17 protein-coding genes and 1 tRNA gene are annotated in these 18373 nt (G+C 63.4%); 13 read left to right on the top strand and 5 right to left on the bottom strand.

What is annotated here, in order from left to right:
- The first annotated feature begins 99 nt into the window (after nucleotides 1–99).
- The 11 genes from GJV18_RS14560 (at nucleotide 100) to GJV18_RS14510 (ending at nucleotide 12108) form a co-directional block, all read left to right on the top strand.
- A complete protein-coding gene (locus GJV18_RS14560) occupies nucleotides 100–882 on the top strand; it encodes a class II aldolase/adducin family protein (protein WP_160346832.1) in 783 nt (260 codons plus the stop codon).
- The gene (locus GJV18_RS14555) at nucleotides 879–1763 is read left to right on the top strand and encodes an alpha/beta fold hydrolase (protein WP_160346831.1); all 885 of its coding nucleotides are present in this window, start codon (nucleotides 879–881) and stop codon (nucleotides 1761–1763) included. The genes GJV18_RS14560 and GJV18_RS14555 overlap by 4 nt, the downstream gene beginning before the upstream one ends.
- Nucleotides 1763–2293, top strand: coding sequence for a DUF1569 domain-containing protein (locus GJV18_RS14550; RefSeq protein ID WP_160346829.1), 531 nt, complete (start codon nucleotides 1763–1765; stop codon nucleotides 2291–2293). Before GJV18_RS14555 ends, GJV18_RS14550 begins: the two co-directional genes overlap by 1 nt.
- Nucleotides 2294–2401: 108 nt before the next feature.
- Nucleotides 2402–3313, top strand: coding sequence for an SDR family oxidoreductase (locus GJV18_RS14545; RefSeq protein WP_160346827.1), 912 nt, complete (start codon nucleotides 2402–2404; stop codon nucleotides 3311–3313).
- A gap of 527 nt (nucleotides 3314–3840) precedes the next feature.
- Nucleotides 3841–4347, top strand: a complete 507-nt coding sequence (locus GJV18_RS14540) for a TRAP transporter small permease subunit (RefSeq protein ID WP_160346825.1) — start codon at nucleotides 3841–3843, stop codon at nucleotides 4345–4347.
- Nucleotides 4347–5672 (top strand): TRAP transporter large permease, encoded by a 1326-nt coding sequence (locus tag GJV18_RS14535; RefSeq protein ID WP_160346823.1) that lies wholly within the window; start codon nucleotides 4347–4349, stop codon nucleotides 5670–5672. Before GJV18_RS14540 ends, GJV18_RS14535 begins: the two co-directional genes overlap by 1 nt.
- 364 nt (nucleotides 5673–6036) lie before the next feature.
- Nucleotides 6037–7083, top strand: coding sequence for a TRAP transporter substrate-binding protein (locus GJV18_RS14530; RefSeq protein WP_160346821.1), 1047 nt, complete (start codon nucleotides 6037–6039; stop codon nucleotides 7081–7083).
- A 176-nt stretch (nucleotides 7084–7259) separates the two neighbouring features.
- Nucleotides 7260–7793 carry a cytochrome b gene (locus GJV18_RS14525; protein WP_160346819.1) on the top strand — a complete coding sequence of 178 codons (534 nt, stop codon included), beginning with the start codon at nucleotides 7260–7262 and terminating at the stop codon, nucleotides 7791–7793.
- Nucleotides 7794–8022: 229 nt separating this feature from the next.
- Nucleotides 8023–9396, top strand: coding sequence for a glutamine synthetase family protein (locus tag GJV18_RS14520; RefSeq protein WP_160346817.1), 1374 nt, complete (start codon nucleotides 8023–8025; stop codon nucleotides 9394–9396).
- 145 nt (nucleotides 9397–9541) lie between these two features.
- Nucleotides 9542–10930 (top strand): aldehyde dehydrogenase family protein, encoded by a 1389-nt coding sequence (locus GJV18_RS14515; RefSeq protein WP_160346815.1) that lies wholly within the window; start codon nucleotides 9542–9544, stop codon nucleotides 10928–10930.
- Nucleotides 10931–10938: 8 nt separating this feature from the next.
- Complete coding sequence (locus GJV18_RS14510) at nucleotides 10939–12108, top strand: iron-containing alcohol dehydrogenase (RefSeq protein WP_160346813.1); 1170 nt, start codon at nucleotides 10939–10941, stop codon at nucleotides 12106–12108.
- 239 nt (nucleotides 12109–12347) lie between these two features.
- Here the strand turns inward: GJV18_RS14510 and GJV18_RS14505 are convergent, their stop codons facing one another.
- Nucleotides 12348–13883, bottom strand: coding sequence for a sigma-54-dependent transcriptional regulator (locus GJV18_RS14505; RefSeq protein ID WP_160346811.1), 1536 nt, complete (start codon nucleotides 13881–13883; stop codon nucleotides 12348–12350).
- Nucleotides 13884–13945: 62 nt separating this feature from the next.
- Nucleotides 13946–14242, bottom strand: coding sequence for an I78 family peptidase inhibitor (locus GJV18_RS14500; RefSeq protein ID WP_160346809.1), 297 nt, complete (start codon nucleotides 14240–14242; stop codon nucleotides 13946–13948).
- Between the two features lie 247 nt (nucleotides 14243–14489).
- On the opposite strand from GJV18_RS14500, the gene GJV18_RS14495 reads away from it, so the two are divergent.
- Both GJV18_RS14495 and GJV18_RS14490 read left to right on the top strand, forming a co-directional pair.
- On the top strand, nucleotides 14490–15419 hold the full coding sequence (locus tag GJV18_RS14495) for an ABC transporter ATP-binding protein (protein ID WP_160346807.1): 930 nt from the start codon (nucleotides 14490–14492) through the stop codon (nucleotides 15417–15419).
- On the top strand, nucleotides 15416–16177 hold the full coding sequence (locus tag GJV18_RS14490) for an ABC transporter permease (protein WP_160346805.1): 762 nt from the start codon (nucleotides 15416–15418) through the stop codon (nucleotides 16175–16177). Before GJV18_RS14495 ends, GJV18_RS14490 begins: the two co-directional genes overlap by 4 nt.
- Nucleotides 16178–16239: 62 nt before the next feature.
- Here the strand turns inward: GJV18_RS14490 and GJV18_RS14485 are convergent.
- The 3 genes from GJV18_RS14485 to GJV18_RS14475 form a co-directional block, all read right to left on the bottom strand.
- A tRNA-Gly gene (locus tag GJV18_RS14485) sits at nucleotides 16240–16313 on the bottom strand.
- A gap of 85 nt (nucleotides 16314–16398) precedes the next feature.
- Nucleotides 16399–17283 carry an alpha/beta fold hydrolase gene (locus tag GJV18_RS14480; RefSeq protein WP_160346803.1) on the bottom strand — a complete coding sequence of 295 codons (885 nt, stop codon included), beginning with the start codon at nucleotides 17281–17283 and terminating at the stop codon, nucleotides 16399–16401.
- Between the two features lie 396 nt (nucleotides 17284–17679).
- Nucleotides 17680–18372, bottom strand: a complete 693-nt coding sequence (locus GJV18_RS14475; RefSeq protein ID WP_160346801.1) for a pseudouridine synthase — start codon at nucleotides 18370–18372, stop codon at nucleotides 17680–17682.
- Nucleotide 18373: the final 1 nt, after the last annotated feature.

Below are 18373 nucleotides of genomic sequence, written 5' to 3'. Positions count from 1 at the left end.
CCGCAAGGCCAGCAGCCTGGCCGCCACGGCAACTTCGCTTTTGTGCAAGCCTCGCTAGACTCTGGCTACGCCATAACAACAAAAGCCGAGGAGCCCTGCATGACCGTTGCCCATGACCTGCCTGTTGTCAGCCTCAAGGATCAGGTGTCTGCCGCCGAATGGCAGGCCCGCGTCGACCTGGCCGCCTGCTACCGCTTGATCGCCCTGTATGGCTGGGATGACCTGATCTTCACCCATATCTCGGCAAAAATTCCCGGCAGCGAAGACTTTCTGATCAACCCCTACGGCCTGATGTTCCACGAGATCACCGCTTCCAGCCTGGTGAAGATCGACCTGGCCGGCAACAAGCTGATGGACAGCCCCTTCGACATCAACCCGGCCGGCTACACCATCCACAGCGCCGTGCACGAGGTGCGCCACGACGTCGGCTGCGTGCTGCATATCCACACCCCGGCCGGTATCGCCGTGTCGGCGCAGAAGCAGGGCTTGTTGCCGCTGTCGCAGCAGTCGCTGTTCGTCCTCGCCAGCCTGGCCTACCACGGCTATGAGGGCGTGGCCCTGAACCATGACGAGAAGGCCCGCCTGCAGGCCGACCTGGGCGACAAGAACTTTATGATCCTGCCCAACCACGGCCTGCTCACCGCCTTCGGCACTATCGCCGATGCCTTCCTCGGCATGTTCACCCTGCAGCGCGCCTGCGAGATCCAGGTGATGGCGCAAAGCGGTGGCGCTGAGCTGATCCATATCCCGCAGCAGGTGCTCGACGGCGCGGCGGCGATGATCGCCGGGGTGATGAAAAGCCCCCAGGGCATGGGCGGCGCGCTGCCCTGGCCAGCCCTGTTGCGCAAGCTCGATCAGCAGATGCCGGGTTACGCGGCATGAGCGGCCTGCCGGGCATTGCCCTGGCCGATTGGCGCAGCGCGGGCCAGGATTTGCGCTTTAACGGCCATGCCATCCGCTACTGGACGGCGGGGCAGGGCGAACCGCTGCTGCTGATCCACGGCTTTCCCACCGCCAGTTGGGACTGGCATTACCTGTGGCAGCCGCTGGCGCAGAAGTACCGGGTGATCGCCTGCGATATGCTCGGCTTTGGCGACTCGGCCAAGCCGCGCGGGCATGCCTACAGCCTGCTGCAGCAGGCCGATCTGCAACAGGCGCTGCTGGCGCATTTGGGTATTGGTGAGCCGGTGCATGTGCTGGCCCATGACTATGGCGACAGCGTGGCCCAGGAGTTGATTGCGCGGCATCAGGAGGGGCGCGTACAGCTCGCCAGTTGCGTGTTTCTCAATGGCGGGCTGTTTCCGGAAACCCACCATCCGGTGCTGGTGCAGAAGCTGCTGCTCAGCCCCATTGGCCCACTGATCGGTCGGCTGTTTAGCCGGCAGAAGCTGGCGCAGAACTTTGCCAAGGTATTTGGTCCGCAGACCCAGCCCAGCGCGCAGGAACTCGACGACTTCTGGAACCTGATCGCTGCGGGTAACGGCCCTGCGGTGATGCATCGCCTGATCCGCTATATGCCCGAGCGCCGCGTCAACCGCGATCGCTGGGTGGCGGCGATGCAGGCCACGGCGCTGCCACTGCGGGTGATCGACGGCGCCGTCGATCCGATTTCCGGGGCGCATATGGTGGCCCGTTATCGCGAGCTGATTGCCAAGCCCGACACCGTGCTTCTCGATGGTATCGGCCACTATCCACAGACCGAGGCACCGGAGCAGGTGCTGGCGCACTACCTGGAGTTTCGTCAACGCCTGGAGGCCGAGTGATGCAGCGACGTACCGTCTTGAAGGGCGCCGCCCTGGGCAGCCTGGCGGCCCTGGGCGCGGGCTACTGGGCATTGCCCACCGGGCCGGCGCCGGCGGCCCTGAGCCTTGAGGGGGCGCAGCAGGTGCTGGCCGAGCTGGTCGATAAAAAGCTGGTCAGCCTCAAGGGCTGGAGCCCGACCGAGGTGTTCAACCACTGCGCGCAGAGCATCGAGTACTCCATCAGCGGTTATCCCGAGCTCAAGCCTGCCTGGTTTCGTGGCAGTGTCGGGCCGCTGGCCTTTAGCGTTTTTGCCGCCCGCGGAGCCATGCGCCATCCGCTGGATGAAGCCATCCCCGGCGCCGCGCCCTTGAACCAGCCGGGCAGCCAGGCCCAGGCACTGCAACGTCTGCAGCAGGCCTTTGCCGATTTTGCCGCCTACCAGGGCGAGCTGCAGCCGCACTTTGCCTATGGCGCGCTCAGCCATGCCGATTATGCCCAGGCCCATGTGCTGCATCTCTACAACCATCTCAGCCTTATTCGGCCAGCCTGACTATCCCGCTGCTTTATCGCGCACCATTCAGCACGACTCGTATCTATTGTGACCAGGGCGCGCCTGCTGGACACTCGGAGCATTGTTAATCTGCCGAGGTAATGCAGCATGAGCGACGCCATCCGTTTTCAAGATCAGGTTGTAATCGTCACCGGGGCCGGCGGCGGCCTGGGTCGTGCCCATGCCCTGCTGTTCGCCAAGCATGGTGCCAAGGTGGTGGTCAACGACCTGGGCGGCAGCACCCACGGCGAAGGGGCCAACGCCTCGGCGGCGGACAAGGTGGTGGCGGAAATCCGTGAGGCGGGCGGCACCGCGGTGGCCAACCATGACTCGGTGACCGATGGCGAGAAGATCGTGCAATGCGCCCTGGACACCTTCGGCCGCATCGATGTGGTGGTGAACAACGCCGGCATCCTGCGCGACAAGACCTTCCACAAGATGGAAGACGCCGACTGGGACCTGGTTTACAAGGTCCACGTCGAAGGCGCCTACAAGGTCACCCGCGCTGCCTGGCCGCATATGCGTGAGCAGGGTTATGGGCGGGTGATCTTTACCGCGTCCACCTCGGGTATCTATGGCAACTTCGGCCAGTCCAACTACGGCATGGCCAAGCTCGGCCTGTATGGTCTGACCCGCACTCTGGCCCTCGAAGGGCGCAAGAACAATATCCTGGTCAACGCCATCGCCCCCACCGGCGGCACGCGCATGACCGAAGGGCTGATCCCGCCGCATGTGTTCGAGCAGCTTAAGCCCGAGCTGGTCAGCCCGCTGGTGGTGTACCTGGCCAGCAATGCCTGCGAAGAAACCTCTGGCCTGTTTGAAGTCGGCGGCGGCTGGATGGGCAAGGTGCGTTGGGAGCGCAGCCTGGGTCTGGGTTTTGATCCGCGTGCCGGCTTTAGCCCGGAAGATGTTGCGGCCAACTTCGCGCAGATCTGCGACTTCGAGGGCGCCGCTCACCCGAAGGACAATATCGAAGCGATGAAAGAGATGATGGCCAACCTGCAGAAGTTTGCGCTCTGACCTGAGCCACCCCACGGGGGCCATGATCTGCCCAGGATCAAGGGTGGAAAACCATGTAGCGTTTTCCACTGGCACTGGCACTGGCACTGGCACTGGCCCTGGGATGCTGGTGTGTCCGGTGGATGTACAAAGCGACATCCACCCTACGGGTGCTGATCGCCCCTTCGTGAGTAACCCAGCTGTCGATGTCGCTCACCTGATCCGGTGGACGGCATTGTGCCCAGGGTAGCCCGGACAAGCGTCAGCGCAGTCCGAGATGGGTTCTCCTTGAACGGTTCCCCTCCCCGCAGTGCATCCGGGTTAAGCCCTGTCCCATGCCCATGCGCACCACCACGGTGCCGGCGCGCTTTCTGATCGACCAGTCAGCCAGCTATGGCGCCTGGCGTCTGTCCCCAACCCCTTGTTTTACAAGGCTGCCCCACGCTCCAGGCGGGTTGGCGCGATTTCTGCTGTAGCCGGAGCGGCCGATTGGAAATATCCGATTTTGGTCTAGGCTCTCGGAATAACAATTATTCGGCAGGTGCGCTATGCCCAAGGCCATCAGGGGTTTTGTCCGTGCAGTGGAAGCCTTCAACCGTGTGGTTGGCCGCTTCGCCATGTACCTGATCTTCGCCATTCTCGGCGTGCTGCTCTACTCCTCCATCAGCAAGACCTTCTTCGTCCCCGCAGCCTGGACCCTGGAGTCGGCGCAGTTTCTGATGGTCGCCTACTTCCTGCTGGGCGGCGCCTACTCCATGCAGCTCGATGCCCATGTGCGCATGGACCTGTTCTACAGCCGCTGGTCGCCACGCAGTCGCGCCGTGATGGACGCCATCACCATCGGCTTTCTGATTTTCTACCTGGTGCTGCTGCTCTACGGCGGCATTTCCTCTACCCAGTACGCCCTGGAATACAAGGAAACCAGCTACTCGGCCTGGTCGCCGCCCATGGCGCCAATCAAGATCATCATGTGCATCGGCATCGCCCTGATGCTGCTGCAGGCCATTGTCACGTTATTCAAGGATATCGCCGCGGCTCGGGGGGAAACGCTGTAATGGAATACGAGCTGATTGCGGTACTGATGTTCTCCTCGATGATGTTGCTGTTGCTCACCGGCAAGCGGGTGTTCGGCGCCATCGGTTTCGTTGCAGTGGTCGCCGCCCTGCTGCTATGGGGCGATGGTGGCTCGGAAATGGCCTTCAGCGCGGCCATGAAACTGATGAAGTGGTACCCGCTGCTGACCCTGCCGCTGTTCGTCTACATGGGCTATATGCTCTCCGAGTCGGGTATCGCGGAAGATCTCTACCGCATGTTCCATGTGTGGATGGGCCCGCTGCACGGCGGCCTGGCCATCGGCACCATCGCCCTGATGGTGGCGATCTCGGCCATGAACGGCCTGAGTGTGGCGGGCATGGCCATCGGCGCCAGCATCGCCCTGCCGGAGCTACTGCGTCGCGGCTACGACAAGATCATGATCACCGGGGTGATTCAGGCCGGCAGCTCCCTGGGGATTCTGATTCCGCCCAGCGTGGTGCTGGTGCTCTACGGCATGATCGCCCGCCAGCCGGTGGGTCAGCTGTGGCTGGCCGGGGCCATTCCGGGGCTGCTGATGGCCGGTCTGTTTATCCTCTATATCGCCATCCGCTGCCGCCTGCAGCCCGACCTTGGGCCGGCCCTGAGTCGTGAGGAACGCGAGCAGATCAGCTGGGGCGAGAAACTGTGCCTGCTCAGTGCCGGGTTGGTGCCGCTGTTTATCTTCTTCAGCATGACCGGGCTGTTTCTAATGGGCTTTACCAGCCTGGTGGAAAGCTCGGCGGTGGGCGCGGCGGCGGCCACTCTCGCAGCGTTGGCCAAGCGCCGCCTGAACCGCAAGGTGATGGAGGAAACCCTGCGCAAGACCCTGGCCATCAGCTGCATGTTTATGTGGATCATCCTTGCTGCTCTGTGTTTCGGCGCGGTGTTCGACGGCCTCGGCGCGGTCAAGGCGATCGAGAATTTCTTCCTCGAACAGCTAGGTTTGGGACCCTGGCAGGTGCTGATCCTGATGCAGCTGTCGTTCATTCTGATGGGCATGTTCCTCGACGACACCGCCATGCTGGTGATAGTCGCGCCCCTGTATATCCCCCTGGTCGGCGCCCTGGGCTTTGACCTGATCTGGTATGGCGTGCTCTACACCATCACCTGCCAGATCGCCTATATGACCCCGCCGTTTGGCTACAACCTGTTCCTGATGCGCGCCATGGCGCCGCCGGAGGTAACGCTGCGGGATATCTATGTGTCGGTGACCCCCTTTGTCCTGATCATGATCCTGGCTTTGGTGCTGATCATGGTCTTTCCGCAGATTGCCCTGTGGTTACCACAGTGGCACTACGGACGTTAACAGGCCGTTGAGAAACTACCTGCGTTGGCAATACGGCGTTAAAAACAGGCTCGGCAAGCCGCTTGCGGCTAACGCGCTTTAGCGCGACCCGGAGGGCGAGTGAAATGAGTCATGCTCATTTACACCAGTAAACTCCGCTTCCTCGCCGTTTTGACCAGCCGGAGGCTGTTACTACGTAGCGCCTTGTCTTGCCAGCCTCGGCTACGTTTTCAACAACCTGTTTAAAAAGAGCTTTCAGGAGTCGGTACGCGCGGTCGAGGTGGCAGGATAGCGCCGCCCCAGGTAGCCCCTCTGAAAACCCTGCCGGGCTTGGTCCGGCAGTGCGGTTGTATGCCATCTGAATCGACAAGACTGGAGAAACAGCATGAGTACGAGACGCAGTTTTCTGAAGACCGCCGCCGTCGGCGCTGCCGGCGCCACGGCCCTGGGTTCGGCGCATATCTATGCCAGCGAGCCGAAGAAGATCACCTGGCGCCTGCAGACCTACGCCGGCCCGGCATTGGGCGAGCATGTGATCAAACCTTCCATCGATGCCTTCAACAAGGCCGCCAACGGCGAGATGGAAATCCAGCTGTACTACGCCGACCAACTGGTGCCCACCGGCGAGCTGTTCCGCGCCATGCAGCGTGGCACCATCGACGCGGTACAGAGCGACGATGATTCCATCGCTGCGCCAGTGGATATCTCGGTGTTCGGCGGTTACTTCCCCTTCGCCACCCGCTACAGCCTGGATGTGCCGGTGCTGTTCGAGCAGTACGGGCTCAACGAGATCTGGGCCGAGGCCTATGGCGAGGTCAAGGGCGTCACCTGGCTCGGTGCCGGCGCCTGGGACCCCTGCCACTTCGCCACGGTCGAGCCCATCACCAAGCTCGAACACCTCAAGGGCAAGCGCATCTTCACCTTTCCCACCGCCGGCAAGTTCCTCTCGCGCTTCGGTGTGATCCCGGTGACCCTGCCCTGGGAAGATGTCGAAGTGGCCATGCAGACCGGCGAGCTGGACGGCATCGCCTGGTCTGGCATCACCGAGGACTACACCGTGGGCTGGGCCGATGTGACCAAGTACTTCCTCACCAACAATATCTCCGGCGCCTGGTGCGGCTCGTATTTTGCCAACTCGGACAAGTGGGCCGAGGTGCCCGAACACCTCAAGACCCTGTTCAAGCTGTGCATGGACAGCTCCAACTACTACCGCCAGCACTGGTACTGGGGCGGCGAGGCGCAGTTGCGGGTGGAAGGCGGCAAGCTGCAATTGACCTCCATCCCGGCCGAGGAGTGGGCCACGGTGGAAGCCGAGGCGTTGAAGTTCTGGGATGAAATCGCCAAGACCAGCCCGCGCTGCGCCAAGGTGGTGGAGATCTTCAAGAAGTACAACGCGCTGATGGCCAAGGCCGGCGCGCCTTATCGCGGCTAGTCTCTCGTCGTGGTAACAGCTGACGCCCGCGCCATTTGGCGCGGGCGTTATTGTCTGGGGTTCGACAAACAGCCCGGCCTGGGCTGTCTAGTGCTGTAACACGCGTTGCCAGCCGGTCTGTGCCCCAGGTTTTAGCATGCGCCATTTATCCAACTGACTGCTTCGAGATACGCACCATGAACCCCATCTACACCGATACGCCGCAACGTTATGGCCTGATCAGCCGCGCCCTGCACTGGGCGATGGCCCTGGTGCTGGGCTGGCAGTTCCTCACTGCGCTGACGCATGTACTGCTGGAGGACTCGGCGCTGGACGAATTTATGTGGAGCACGCACAAGGCCGCCGGCGTGCTGCTGATGCTGCTGATCCTGCTGCGCCTGGGTTGGGCTTTGCACAACCGCCGGCAACGCCCGCCATCCGTTAGCCGTGCCGCGCGGGCGGGGCATGTGCTGTTGTATCTGCTGATGCTGGGCATTCCCTTTTTCGCCCTGCTGCGTCAGTACGGCTCGGGCCGTGAACTCACTGTCTTCGGCCTGCAGCTGATGCCGGGCTTTGCCGGCGAGAAAATCGAATGGCTGATGCTACCGGCCAACCTCTTCCATGCCTGGGCCGGCTGGTTGCTGCTGGTGCTGATCATCGGCCATGTGCTGATGGTCTTCGTCCATCGCCGCCAGGGCCAGGATGTGCTGCCACGGATGCTGGGTAAATAAGCCAACCCCTTGTCAGCCTGGTGGGACAGATTTTTTTCCTAACCAACCCGCCAAGTTGCCAATCCTGTACCACACTCAATGGGTTTTCACCGGGCATTTGGCCAGGCAGGGGTGTGCAGTTGTAGAGCGCGGTTGGGATTTTGCCAGGAGGCAGGTCTTAGGCAGTGCTTTGTGGTCGCCTGGAGCAATGACACCGGAAGTCAAATAACAACAAGAGACAGGGGTGTTTATGCTCAATCCGCGGGATGTCAAAACCGTCGAGGATGCCAAGCGCATCGTCGAGGAGCGCGGCCTCAGCCATATCAAGGTGGGGGTGTTCGATAACGATGGGGTGATGCGCGGCAAGTACCTGAGCCGCAGCAAGTTCTTCTCCGCCCTGGAGCACGGCTTCGCCTTCTGCGATGTGGTGCTGGGCTGGGACGTCAAGGATCAGCTTTACGACAATGCCCAGTACACCGGCTGGCACACCGGCTACCCGGACGCGCCGGTGCGGGTGCTGCCGCGTACCTGCCGCGAGTTGCCGTTCGAGAACGGCATGCTGCTGTTTATCTGCGAGTTCGCCGGGGCCGCCGAGCAGGTCTGCCCGCGGGGCACCCTGCGCCGGGTGGTGGAGCGCTGCCGGGAGATGGGCTTCGATGCCTTCGCCGCCCTGGAATATGAATTCTTTATGTTCGACGAGACGCCGGAGTCGGCGCGGGAGAAGGGCTTTCGCAACCTCAAGCCCTTTACCCCGGACTGGTTCGGCTACTCGATGATCCGTAACTCGGTGCATGCCGAGCTGTATCACGAAATCCTCGCCATGGCCGAGGCCATGGACTTTCCCATCGAGGGTCTGCACACCGAAACCGGTCCCGGCGTGCTGGAGGCGGCCATCGCCTATGACCAGGCCGAGTCGGCGGCGGACAAGGGCGCATTGTTCAAGACCTTTATGAAGGTGCTCGCCCAGCGCAACGGCCTGATGGCCACCTTTATGGCCAAGTGGTCGGGCAAGTACCCGGGGCAGAGCGGGCATATCCATGTCTCCCTGCGCGACAAGGCCAGCGGCAAGTCGGCTTTCTATGACCCGAGCCAGGCGCACAACATGAGCAAGATCCAGCGCCACTTCCTCGCTGGTCAGCAGCGCCTGATGCCGGAGTTTCTGTGCATGGTGGCGCCGACCCTGAACAGCTACCGTCGCCTGATCCCCGGTTTCTGGGCGCCCACCGATGCCACCTGGGGCGTGGAGAATCGCACCGCAGCGCTGCGGGTGATCCCCGGCACGGACAAGTCCCAGCGCCAGGAATATCGCCTGGGCGCCGCCGACGGCAATCCCTTCCTGGCCCTCTCGGTGGCCATTGGTTCGGGCCTGTACGGGGTGATGCAGCAGTGGGAGCCCACCGCGCCGGTCACCGGCAACGCCTATGCCCAGCAGCACCCGGAAGAGCTGGCCCTGCCGCACACCCTGTGGGATGCGGCGCAGCGCCTGAAGGCTTCGACGGCCGCCCGTGAGCTGTTTGGCGATGCCTTTGTCGAGCATTTTGCCGCCAGCCGCGAATGGGAAGAGCGCGAATACCGCCGGCATGTCAGCGACTGGGAGCTGGATCGCTATTTCGAAATCATCTGATCGCTCCCCTCTCCCGCTTGCGGGGGAGGGGCCGGGGGAGGGGGCATGCATTCCCCTCTCCCCAGCCCTCTCCCCAGAGGGGCGAGGGAGCCGACCGCGTCACGCCTTGTTCGGCGTAGCCGCGTCTCCACCTACGGAGCCTGTTATGAGCAAACTGCAATGCATTTCCCCCATCGACGGCTCGGTCTATGTCGAGCGTCATCTGGCCTCCAACCCCGAGGTGCTGGCCGCTCTGGCCAAGGCCGAGGTGGCCCGGGAGCCCTGGAAGCACACCCCGGTGGCCGAGCGAGTGGCCCTGGTGCGCAAGGCCATCGCCGCCTTTGCCGCCAGAGAAGGCCAGCTGGCCGAGGAGCTGTGCTGGATGATGGGCCGGCCGATCCGTTATGCCGCCGGCGAGATTCGCGGCTTTGTCGAGCGCGCCAGCTATATGGCCGATATCGCCGAGAGCGCCCTGGCCGATATCAGGGTTGAGGACAAACCCGGATTTATCCGCTTTATCCGCCGCGAGCCCCTGGGCGTGGCCCTGGTGATCGCGCCCTGGAACTACCCCTACCTGACCGCCGTCAACGCCGTGGTGCCGGCGCTGCTGGCGGGTAACCCGGTGCTGCTCAAACACTCGGCGCAGACGCCGCTGTGCGCCGAACGCATGGTCGAGGCCTTCACCGAAGCCGGCCTGCCCGAAGGGGTGTTCCAGTACCTGCACCTGAGCCATGTGGCCACCGAACATCTGATCCACTCGCCGAGCATTGCCCATGTCGCCTTTACCGGCTCGGTGCCGGGCGGGCAGATGGTCGAGCAGGCCATCGCCGGGCGTTTTATCAGCGCCGGCCTGGAACTGGGCGGCAAGGACCCGGCCTATGTGCGCTTTGACGCCGATCTCAAGCACGCGGTGGAAACCACGATTGACGGCGCCTTCTTCAACTCCGGGCAGTCCTGCTGCGGCATCGAGCGCATCTATGTGCACGAGTCGCTGTACGACGCCTTTGTCGAGCAGGCCGTGGCCCTGGTCAAGCAATACAAGCTGGGCCGCTCGGATGACCCGGCCACCACCCTGGGGCCGCTGGTGCGCGCGGAGGCGGCGGATTTCGTCCGCGGGCAGATCCACGAGGCGGTGGAGCAGGGCGCTACCGCCCATCTGGTGCCGGCCGACTTTCCCATGGATCACCCTGGAACGCCTTACCTGGCGCCCCAGGTGCTGACCCATGTGCACCACGGCATGCGGGTGATGACCGAAGAATCCTTCGGCCCGGTGGTGGGCATTCAGAAGGTGCGCGATGACGCCGAAGCCCTGGCGCTGATGAACGACAGCGAATTCGGCCTGACCGCCGCCATCTTCAGCCAGGACGTGGACGCGGCCATGACCCTGGCCGACCGGGTCGAGGCCGGCACGGTGTTTCTCAACCGCTGCGACTACCTGGACCCGGCCCTGGCCTGGACCGGGGTGAAGAACTCCGGGCGTGGCTGCACCCTGTCCCGCGTCGGCTTCGAGCACCTGACCCGGCCGAAATCCTTCCACTTCAAGACTCAGCTGTGAGGCGCGCCATGGACCTTAAGCATTACCAGATGAACTGGAACTACCCGACCTCGATCCGCGTCGGCGCCGGTCGTATCCAGGAGCTGCCCCAGGGCTGCCGCGCCCTGGGCATGCAGGCGCCGCTGCTGGTCACCGACCCCGGCCTGGCAGCCCTGTCGATCATCGACCGGGCCCTGCTGCACTGCCGCGACGACGGCCTCAAGGCCGGCCTGTTCCATGGCATCAAGGGCAACCCCACGGGGCAGAACGTGATGGACGGGGTGGCCGCCTTCAAGGCTGGCGGCCATGACGGTGTGATCGCCTTCGGCGGCGGCTCGGCCCTGGATGCCGGCAAGGCCATCGCCCTGATGGTCGGCCAGGATCGGCCACTGTGGGATTTCGAGGACATCGGCGACAACTGCAACCGGGTCAATGTGGCCGGTATGGCCCCGGTGGTGGCGGTGCCCACCACCGCCGGCACCGGCTCGGAAGTGGGCCGCGCCTCGGTGATCACCGATGAGGCTGCGCATATCAAACGCATCATCTTCCACGCGCGCATGCTCCCGGCTGTGGTGATTCTCGACCCGGAACTGTGCATCGGCCTGCCGGCCAAGATCACCGCCGCCACCGGTATGGACGCCCTGTCCCACAGCCTGGAGGCCTACTGCTCGCCGCTGTTCCACCCCATGGCCGAAGGCATTGCCCTGGAGGGCATGCGCCTGGTACAGCAGTACCTGCCGCGGGCGGTGGCCAAGGGCACGGATGTCGAGGCACGGTTGCAGATGCTGGTGGCCTCCAGCATGGGCGCCACCGCCTTCCAGCGCGGCCTGGGCGCCATGCATGCCCTGGCCCATCCACTCGGCGCGCTGTATGACGCCCACCACGGCCTGCTCAACGCGGTGCTGATGCCCTATGTGCTGGTGGCCAACCGTGGCGTGATCGAGGCGCAGATGGAACGCATGGCGCGCTACCTGAATCTGGCCCAGCCGGGATTCGCCGGGGTGCTGGACTGGGTGCTGCAGCTGCGCAGCGAAGTGGGCATCCCCCATAGCCTGGGCGAGATCGGCATCGACGACGCCCGTATCGAACAGGTCGGGCTGATGGCCGAGGTCGACCCCTCCGCCGGCACCAACCCCATCGCCTTTAGCGCCGCGCAGTACAGCGCGCTGTTCGAGAAGGCGCTCAAGGGCGAGCTGTAGGGTGCGTGGCGCTTTACCTATTCTCCCTGCGCTGTTGATGGTGGATGAAAAGAACGTCATCCACCCTACGGCTGCGTAATGGTGGATCGATAAAGCGTGATCCACCCTACGGGCTGTCGAATCAGTGGAAGGGGGAGGCCACGAGTAGGGTGGATGGCGCCTTACCCATCCACCATGGCCTTGGGCCTGCTGGCACTGATGGAAAGCGCTGCGCGTTTTTCCACCCTGCGGATGTACCGCTAGCTTTTGCCCGGAATCCCGTACTTGCGCAAACGCATGGCGATGGCGCTATGGGAGGTGTGCAGGCGGCTGGCCAGCTGGCGGGTGGAGGGGTAGCTGGGGTAGAGGTCTTCCAGCAGGGCCTTTTCGAAACGCCCCACGGCCGCTTCCAGGCTATCGATCTGCGCCTCGCCCTGGGCGGCCACGGCGGTGCCGGCGATATCCAGATCATCAATCTGCACCAGGCTGCTGTCGCAGATGGCGGCGGCGCGGAAGATCACGTTCTGCAGCTGGCGCACATTGCCCGGCCAGCGGTTGCCCAGCAGCGCCGGGTAGGTGTCGGGCGCCAGGCGGCAGGGCGGGCGCTGGATCTGCGCGCAGGCCTGCTGCATAAAGTGTCGTGCCAGCAGCAGGATGTCCTGGCCGCGCTCGCGCAAGGGCGGCACTTCCAGATTGAGCACGTTAAGGCGGTAGAACAGATCCTCACGGAAGCTGCCTTCGCCGACCATCTTCTCCAGGTCGCGGTGGGTGGCGCTGAGGATGCGCACATTGACCCGGATTTCCCGCTCGCCGCCCACCCGGCGGAAGCTTCCATCGCTTAAAAAGCGCAGCAGCTTGGCCTGCAGGTAGGGCGACATTTCGCCGATCTCGTCGAGAAACACCGTGCCCTGGTGGGCCAGTTCCAGCAGCCCCGGTTTGCCGCCGCGCTGGGCGCCGGTAAAGGCGCCGGGGGCGTAGCCGAACAGCTCGCTCTCGGCCAGGTTCTCCGGCAGCGCTGCGCAGTTAAGGGCCAGAAAGGGTGAACTGCGACGCGTGCTGATGGCATGGCAGGCGCGGGCCACCAGCTCCTTGCCGGTGCCTGTCTCGCCCTGGATCAGCAGTGGGGCATCCAGAGCCGCGACGCGCTGGGCGCGGCTTTTCAGGGTGCGGATCGGCGCAGAGTCACCGAGCAGCGAGTCGAAGCCTTCGGCATGGTCATGGTGCAGGGCCGCCAGGCGCTCACCAATGCGGTTCGGCGCATACAGGCTGAGCAGGCCGCCGGCCAGCTGGCGGGCGCTGCCGTCCAGGCTTTCACTGATCGGCTGGGCATCCAGCAACAGGGCCTGGCCCTTGAGGGTGACTTCGCGCATGGGCAGGCGAAAGCCCTGGTCGAGCAGTGCCTGCTCCAGGAGCGGATCGTCGAACAGCTCGCCGATGCCCAGGCCATCCAGCTCCTGGCCACACAGCTCGATCAGCGCCGGGTTGGCCAGCAGCACGCGGCCCTGGCCGTCCACTGCCAGTACCGGATCGTTCATTGCCGCCAGCAGGGCGTCCAGCTGCAGGCGCCGGCGCTGCCCGGGGAGGATGTCGACTATGGTCACCGCCTGCACCCCGCGTACCTTGAACAGCGCCTCGCGCAGTTCATCCAGCACTTCGGCGCTCAGGGTCGGCGCGTCGATATAGACGTTGGGCGGCACCATCTCCACCGCGTCCAGGTTGAGATTGCGCCCGCCGAGCAGGGCCAGCACTTCCTGGGTGATGCCGACACGGTCGATAAAGGTGACGTGGATACGCATGACGGTCGCAGCAGAGGATGGACAGGGCCGTCAGTATGCCCGGTCTGCGTGGCTTAGTTAACTCAACCGCAGCGCAGGCGCTCGATCACTTCGGCATCGTCAATATCGATATTCAGCCGCTGTGGGTTGTATTCCAGGGTGGCGGCCTCGTGCGGTGCCAGCACCCGCACCAGCTTGGCGCCGGCTTGCTGCTGCAGCTGCTCGACCAGCTCCCTGCTCAGTAACTGGCCACGGGCCTGTTGCACCGTGCTAGCGTCACACGACCGTTCGGCATCTACCGCGCCCTGGCTGCCGGGTGGGGAGCCGGCACAACCGACGAGCAGGGCGGTGGTCAGCAGGGCCAGAGAGAGCTTGAGCATAAGCGCATCCTTTTGCAGTGGAGCTTGATGTGGCGCTGCCCTGCGTATGGCCAGGGCGGGAAGGCGCCGCCGCGCGGTTACCCACTCTGCCTGCCGGTGACAGCTGTATCTATCTGCTGAGCCTCGGAAGGCACGAGCAAGCGGGTAGGGGAAGACAACGCGTCTTTTTACCATAGCAGTTCGTTGGGCTGGCTGGCGCTTGCGCCGCTCTCTACACTCTGTGGTTTTTCGCAGGCAGGATTCCAGCGTGCAACCGGTCATTTCCATCACGCAATTGAACAAGACTTACGCCAGCGGCCACCCGGCCCTGCAGAACATCGACCTGGAGATCCACCAGGGCGAGATATTTGCCTTGCTTGGCCCCAATGGCGCGGGCAAGACCACCCTGATCAGCATTATCTGCGGCATCGTCAACCCTGGCAGTGGGCGGGTTCTGGTCGGCGGTAAGGACATTATCAAGGACTACCGCGCGGCCCGGGCGCAGATCGGCCTGGTGCCCCAGGAGCTGGTCAGCGACGTGTTCGAAACCGTCTGGGCCACGGTCAAGTTCAGCCGTGGCCTGTTCGGCAAGAAGCCCGATGCGGCCTATCTGGAGCAGCTGCTCAAGGATCTGTCGCTGTGGGACAAGCGCGACGCGAAGATTTTCGAGCTGTCCGGCGGCATGAAGCGCCGGGTGATGATCGCCAAGGCGCTCTCCCACGAGCCGCAGATCCTGTTTCTCGACGAACCCACCGCCGGGGTCGACGTGGAGCTGCGCCGCGATATGTGGAATATGGTGCGGCGTCTGCGCGAGCGTGGGGTGACCATTATCCTCACCACCCATTACATCGAGGAGGCCGAGGAGATGGCCGACCGCATCGGCGTGATCAGCAAGGGCCGGATCATTCTGGTGGAGGACAAGCAGGTGCTGATGCACAAGCTGGGCAAGAAGCAGCTGACCCTGCAACTGCAGCAGCCGTTGTCCTGCGTGCCCGCCGAATTGGCCCGCTATCCGCTGGAACTCACCGATGAGGGCCACGCCCTGGTGTTTACCTTCGATACCCAGAGCGAGCACACCGGCATCGCCGAGCTGCTCAAGGACCTGGCCCAGCACGGCATCGACTTCAAGGACCTGCAGTCCAGCCAGAGTTCGCTGGAGGAAATCTTCGTGTCCTTGGTCAAGGAGTCGCGCGCATGAACCTCTATGCCATCAAGGCCATCTACCTGTTCGAACTGGCGCGCACCTGGCGCACTTTGCTGCAGAGCATCGCCACCCCGGTGATCAGCACCTCGCTGTACTTCGTGGTGTTCGGTTCGGCCATCGGTTCGAGCATGACCCAGGTGCAGGGGGTGAGCTACGGCGCCTTTATCATCCCGGGGCTGATCATGCTGGCGCTGCTGACCGAGAGTATCTCCAACGCCTCCTTCGGCATCTATATGCCCAAGTATTCGGGGAGCATCTACGAACTGTTGTCGGCGCCAGTGTCCTATCTGGAAATCCTGATCGGCTATGTCGGCGCGGCGGCCACCAAGTCGGTGATCCTCGGCATCATCATCCTGCTTACCGCGCGGCTGTTCGTCGATTTCGAGATCCAGCATCCGTTGTGGATGGCGGCGTTCCTGGTGCTCACCGCCCTGACCTTCAGCCTGTTCGGTTTTATCATCGGCGTCTGGGCCGATGGCTGGGAGAAGCTGCAGATCGTCCCGGCGCTGATCGTCACGCCGCTGACCTTCCTTGGCGGCGCCTTCTACTCCATCAGCATGCTGCCACCGGTCTGGCAGACGGTGACCCTGTTCAACCCGGTGGTCTACCTGATCAGTGCCTTTCGCTGGAGTTTCTACGGCGTGTCCGATGTCAACGTGGGCCTGAGCCTGGCGATGATTTTGGGCTTTCTGTTGTTGTGTATTCTGGCGGTGGGCTGGATCTTCAAGAGCGGCTATCGGCTGAAAAGCTGATGCGATTTGTCTCGCCCGAAAACAAGAAAGCCCTGCATAAGCAGGGCTTTTTTGTAGAGAACTGGAGCGGGCGATGGGAATCGAACCCACGGCTCTAGCTTGGGAAGCTAGGGTATTACCATTATACGACGCCCGCAGCGGGTGCCTTTATACCGGAACTTGCGCGGGAAATGAAGCCTGCACCGCGATGCGATAGCGCGGCGGTGCAGGGGGACGCTGTTTCATACCGCGATCGCCTGCACGGTTTCCAGCTGGGGACGGTAGCCGCGCTGGCGCCGGGGTTGTTCCGCAAGGAAGCCGAGCAGGGCGCTTTGGCACTGCAGCCAGGCGGCCTTGTGTTCCATATCGAGGAAGTGTCCGGCGTTGTCGATGGTGACGAAGCGACTGTCCAGCAGGTGATGGGCAAACAGTTGCACATCGGCCGGCGAGGTGTAGGCATCGTGCTCGCCGTTGACGAACAGCACCGGGATATCGATGGCGGCCAGGCACTGCATCTGGCAGTGGCTGTCGAGGTGCAGCACCTGGTGCACATGGGCATGCATCTGCCGGTATTCATGGTGATCCAGGCTGCTGATATGGCGCTGGTTGTAGCGCTTGAACAGCGACGGCAGGTAACGCCCGATGCTGCTGTTGACCAGCTGGCCCAGGCGCTCGCCATCCAGGGCGGCCAGGTGCAGCAGACCTTCTTCCAGGTAGTCGACCATGGCCTCGTTGAGCAGCGGCGAGAAGGAGCAGATCACCGCCTTTTCGATCCGCGCCGGGCGCTGGGCCAGGGCCAGCATGGCGGCCACGCCACCCCAGGAGAAGGACAGCAGATGGTCGGCGCGAAAGTGCTCGATCAGCTCCAGCAGGATGCTCGCTTCGTCTTCCTTGCGCAGCGGCTGGCTGTGGTCGTTGTGCGCCTTGGACTGGCCGGCATAGGGCTGGTCGTAGAGCACCACATTGAACTGGCTGCTGAGGTACTTGACCGTCTGGGCGAAGGCGGCAGTGGTGGAAAGCGAGCCGTTGACCAGGATGATGGTCTTGCGTGCGCTCGGGTTGGCGTAGAACTCGGTGTGGACGCGGTAGATTCCTTGTACGTCGACGACAGCGGTGGCTGGCTTCATGTCGTTTCCTCCTGGCGCAAGTGTGGGCAGCTTGATGTGGGTGGCATCAGGCGGGCTATACGGCAGTAGGAAAACGCCTGGACGTGACAAACCGATGTCAGGCTTTTGATTTTTATAATTTCTTTATTTTCAATCAGTTAGGGCTGAAATAGGGCGTCTGCTGCAGCCTTGGAGAAAGGTGCAGGAGGGCGTCTATAACCTGGGCAGGAACCCTTTTGCGCAGCGCGCAAGCAACCGACGAAACGCTTGGATGGCTATTGGTGACCGATTAGTCACGTTAAGACCTTATGGTTCGATTTAAGCAGTCTGGTTCTAGCCGGTGCAAGTGAATATTCCGATTACCGATGACCGTTGGTCGGTTAGCTAGCTAAGCATGTGACTCGGCGGCTGGAAGGTTCAGATGCAGGCGATTTCTGCCGGGGTCAGGGCGCGGTACTGGCCGGGGGCCAGTTGCGGGTCCAGTTCGATGCCGCCCAGGCTCAGGCGGTGCAGGCCGACCACCTTGTTGCGGAACTGGCCGAACATGCGCTTGACCTGGTGGTAGCGGCCCTCGTGCAGGGTCAGCAGGGCCTGGCGCGGGGCGAGGATGCGCAGCTCGGCCGGAAGGGTGGTCAGGTTTTCGTAGGCGAAGTACAGGCCGCGGGCGAAGGCCTCGATACAGGCCGGGTCGATGTCATCTTCGGTGTCGACCCGGTAGACCTTGGCCTTGTGCTGGCTGGGCAGGGTGGCGCGGCGCGACCACTGGCCATCGTTGGTCAGCAGGAGCAAGCCGCTGGTGTTGAGGTCCAGGCGCCCGGCCAGGTGCAGCTGGTCGCGGTCGGGTTCGTCGAGCAGATCGATCACTGTGCGGTGTTCGGGGTGCTGGGTGGCGCTGACCACGCCGATGGGCTTGTGCAGCATCCAGAAGCGCCGCGGCTGACCCTGCTGCAGGTTTTCCTCGTCCAGCTGCACCTGGCTAAAGACGCTCACTTCGGCGATGGCGTCGCGGCATGGCTGGCCGTCCAGGCACACGCGGCCGCTGGCCAGCCAGTGCAGGGCCGTGCGTCTGTTGCTGTGGGGCAGGTTGGCGAGAAAGCGGTCCAGGCGCATG

Origin of the sequence: Pseudomonas xionganensis, assembly GCF_009763245.1 — a bacterium.
Classification (GTDB): domain Bacteria; phylum Pseudomonadota; class Gammaproteobacteria; order Pseudomonadales; family Pseudomonadaceae; genus Aquipseudomonas; species Aquipseudomonas xionganensis.
Note: the sequence above shows the minus strand (reverse complement) of the source record. Positions and strands in the feature narration are given on the sequence as shown.